Origin of the sequence: Salinivibrio sp. IB282, from assembly GCF_001995685.1 — a bacterium.
GTDB lineage: Bacteria > Pseudomonadota > Gammaproteobacteria > Enterobacterales > Vibrionaceae > Salinivibrio > Salinivibrio kushneri.
In genome coordinates this window covers 1-3,247 of the sequence record NZ_MUET01000126.1, presented here as the reverse complement: position 1 = coordinate 3,247, position 3,247 = coordinate 1, and the positions used below count along the sequence as shown (strand labels likewise).

The following is a 3,247-nucleotide window of genomic DNA, read 5'->3' as shown; positions in this document are numbered from 1 at the left end:
TTCATAAGCCTCTCTAGCGCTCTCTTGTGAGTATTCATTTAATCGCCAGTGATTAGTACTGGAGAAATTTGACTCACTGGTATATTCAGGGATGCTACCGATATCCACACCATTTTGCTTTATCAATCGGTCTATAATCTCGTTGTAGTAGTGTTCGGGGCGCTGGCAGAAGTCTTCGTACTGCACCACCAGCTTTTGGTTGTCTGGCAGTTCAGCAATCCCCTGTTCAACCGAACGGTTGATTGCAGCAATCTGTCCCGCTACGGATTCCAAAGGGTCCAAATTCTTCAATTCGGGGTACTCTTTGATTTTAAAGGAGTACCAGGTATTGATATCACCATACTGGCGTTTGCGAGCTTCCAATGCTGACTGGATGTTGAAAATTGGGTCGCGGCGAATCCAGATAAACAGTGCTTTGTCGAATTGTTCGGCTAGTTCGGGGATGTTCTGATTCATGATCATGGCTTTCATTGCGAACGGTTTTTCGAAGATGTTCGCAAGTGCGTTTAACTCATCCCGAAAGCCCGAAAGATTGCCTTTCTCTCGCAATTCTTCCGCTGGCAGGTGATCCAGTTCATTAAAGGGTAGAAAACGGCGCCAGAAATACCAGAATTCGTTTGGAGCTAGCGCGCCCTTGGTTTTGCCGTTGTCGGAGCTGAATTTGATGTCGGAGTTGAAATCCAGAATTTCGTTTCGGAAGTTGTAACGCGGGTCTGTCAACAGTTGCTGGATTTTGGCGCCTACCAACGGCGCTCCGAAGAAGCGGGAGAGCATGTTGGTTGGGTAAGCGGCAAGGCCGGTGTTGGCCAGCCATTGCATAAATAAAGTGCTGCCCGAACGATGCGGCCCCATCAGAAAGATTTTTGAAAAACGCTCTTCCGAATTTTTCAGATAGGCTTCGTTGGCGCCAGCGAGGTTGCCGTTGAGTTCTTTCAGTAGCATTTCAAGTGTAGAGACTCGTGCGTATTTTTCTGTCCGATTTTCAGGAGCACCCATGTGTGAATAACCTTTCTCTGATTGTCAAGAGGCTTACAAGCCTTTCCATATCTTCCTCGGTATAGCGCTGGTCACACGGCAGGAACAAACCGTTTGTGACCATATCCCACTCAAAGCTTCCTTCTTCTGAACGCCCAAGAACTTCCGGCCAATAGCTCGGCACGAATACACGGTTCTTAATCAATTCTGCCCGACTGGCTGTTGCTGTGTTTGGAAGAAACGGATAACACAGCGGAGCGATCTCCTCGCCGATCTCCAGACTTAGCTTGTTGTATTCCCGGAGTTTTTTGTCCAGGTACTGCACATTCCGGGTACGTGCAACTCTGGCGGCATCGTAATTAACGGACCGCAAGAGCCTTTCCGTGAGTCTAGACATGCCGAGAACAGGTAATTCGGCAATCCCTTTCTCGGCATCCTGGTACTTTTGATAAGCCGCTTCGGGACTTTTCGTCACTCTACTAATCAAATGCCCCATGCGGCTTTCGGAGGTTGTATCTCTGAGTTCTAGTTGTTTGATTCTTGGATCGTCCGAAAACAGAAGTCCTCCGTCGGGAAGACCGAAGAACTTTCGGGGGGAGTAAATGGTAGCCAGTGCATCAAATTTATCGCAAAACAGTGCCTGAGAATTATCAATTACAACATTATCGACACCGTACTTCTCGATGACATTTTGGGCCTGTCGGTTGCACACACCAAAATAATTCACGAATAAAATGATAGAGCCCTCATCAATTCTCAGGCGATCTTTGATCTCGAACCTTTCGGTGAGGTTATAAAACCTAAGCTCCACTTCTGTGCCCGACAGAATAGTATTCATGGTGTCGCATAAATATCGCRGCAACCATACACTACGAGCTTGTGTCTGCTCCACCAAACTGGCGAATGCAGCTCTCGCTGAATTGAATTTAAGGGCTTCCGATAGCCAGAAATAATTGTTATCGGGCAGCTCAAGACCGATATAGCCGCCCAAGGTATCACTCAATGATGACACGAATATCCTGCTCCATATTGTTGATCATATCCAACATTACCTCCAAGCTGGGATATTTTAAAATCATCATTCCTATCGTGTCGTGTGATCCGCTGAACTTGTTGACTCTATCGCCTGGTTTAGCATAAATTTCCTTCTCGACGATATACTCTTTTGCTCTTTCAGAAAAATATATATCCTTGAGCATGCCAGAGCTCCGAGAATGAACAATAAGACTGGACCAACACCCTTCTACATCATTACGCATCATTTGCTTAGGCATTTTTCCTAGAGCGACATCTACTGTCGCTGAAATCATATCTACTCCCGTAGCATATTTCAGTACTTGGGSAATCAAATTCCCGCCGTTCCTTGGGCCAATTTCAATGACCCATACCTCATCATTTTTATCAACAACAAATTCAACATTAAAGGCACCTGAATTAAAGCCAAGATTATTCAGTATTAAATTAATCACACTTTTAGCTTTTTGTTGAATATAATCAGGAAGTACAGATGGATAGCTAATGGCAACGGGCGCATAGGGATGACACTCTGAGTCTTGATGCTGATTTCCCCAAGTACAAGAAACCACTTCTCCATTTAACATGAAAATATCGCTATCAACCTGATACCCTGTTTTAATAATCTTTTCTTCAACAATCACTTTCTTCTCACGTGAGAACTGAAGTGCGTATTCAAAAGCGCTTTCTAGGTCATCATGATTCTGTATATGAGTTACGCCTTTACTACCAGATGAATCTACAGGTTTTACGAACGCAGGCACACCAATCTCACTCAGCCATTTTTTCGCATCTTGACTATCAGAAAATGATTTTGAACGCGGTACGTTAAAATGGTTATCTGCAAGGAATTTTCGGAATAAGTCTTTGCGTGCAAGAATTTCCACCGCTCTGTAAGGGTTTCCTGGCAATCCCATTTTTTCTGCTACATAAGCTGCTGTAGGAGCTGCAGGATCAGATGCATACGCTACAATACCGTCAATATTTTCAGTTTGAGCGATCTCCAGTACCGCGTCCTTATCAGTCGTTGATATATTATAGTACTGATTAGATAATCTGTGGCCGGAATGATCCGGGAGATAATCGCAGGTGATAACATAATGACCTTCCTCGAGTGCATATTTTATTGGTGGAATTTGTGTCGGCGCACCACCTAAAAATAGGATTTTTTTCATTATATAGTCACCTTCTTTAAAATATCAGTAATGTATTTTACTTCTGTAGTACTTAAAGTGGCATAGATGGGTATGCATAAAAT

Annotated in this window: 3 protein-coding genes; all 3 read right to left on the bottom strand. The window is 44.1% G+C overall.

Going from position 1 to position 3,247, the window contains the following annotated elements:
• Positions 1-996 (bottom strand): sulfotransferase (locus BZG14_RS14940; RefSeq protein ID WP_077609116.1); only part of this gene is annotated, 996 nt, incomplete at its 3' end.
• Positions 983-1,987, bottom strand: a complete 1,005-nt coding sequence (locus tag BZG14_RS14935) for a hypothetical protein (protein ID WP_077609115.1) — start codon at positions 1,985-1,987, stop codon at positions 983-985. The genes BZG14_RS14935 and BZG14_RS14940, both read right to left, overlap by 14 nt.
• Positions 1,971-3,164, bottom strand: a complete 1,194-nt coding sequence (locus tag BZG14_RS14930; RefSeq protein WP_077609114.1) for an ATP-grasp domain-containing protein — start codon at positions 3,162-3,164, stop codon at positions 1,971-1,973. Before BZG14_RS14930 ends, BZG14_RS14935 begins: the two co-directional genes overlap by 17 nt.
• Positions 3,165-3,247 lie beyond the last annotated feature (83 nt).